The 620-nt window shown below is 71.1% G+C and carries 1 pseudogene; it reads left to right on the top strand.

The annotated features are described in order from the left end of the window. Nucleotides 1–27: 27 nt before the first annotated feature. Nucleotides 28–620: pseudogene (locus B0W88_RS32160) on the top strand (heme utilization protein); the annotation flags it as partial.

The raw sequence follows: 620 nt of genomic DNA, 5'->3' as shown, positions 1-620 counted from the left end.
GCCATCGGCACCGCGCAGGTCGCCACGATGACGACGGAAGACGTCGTCGCCCTGGGCACGACCGGCATCAAGGCGATGAGCTCCGCGCAGATCGGTGCACTGACGACCGGCGACATCGTCGCCCTCAGCTCGGCCCAGGCCGGCGTGCTGAGCTCCGCCCAGGTGGCCGGCCTCAACACCGCCCAACTGAGCAACTTCAGCACCGACGACATCCGCGCCCTCGGCAGCGCCGCGCTGCGCGCACTGAGCAGCACGCAGCTCGGCGCGCTGGACAGCGACCAGATCGGCGCGCTGACCAGCACGCAGGTCTCGCAGCTGAGCACCGCGCAGGTCGCCGGCATGGCCAGCGACACGCTGAACGCGCTGACCAGCTCGCAGATCCCGTCGCTGACCAGCTCGCAGGTGGCCGTCATCGGCACCGCACAAGTGGCCACGATGACGACGGAAGACATCGTCGCCCTGGGCTCCGCCGGCATCAAGGCGATGGGCTCCGCGCAGATCCACGCGCTCAGCACCGGCGACATCGTCGCGCTGACCACCGCCCAGGCCGGCGTGCTCAGCTCGCAGCAGGCCGCCGGCCTGACGAGCACCCAGCTCGCCGCGCTGGAGACGGACGACCT

This window comes from Pelomonas sp. KK5 (assembly GCF_001984095.1).
GTDB lineage: Bacteria > Pseudomonadota > Gammaproteobacteria > Burkholderiales > Burkholderiaceae_C > KK5.
This window is presented reverse-complemented; position numbering and strand designations above follow the sequence as displayed.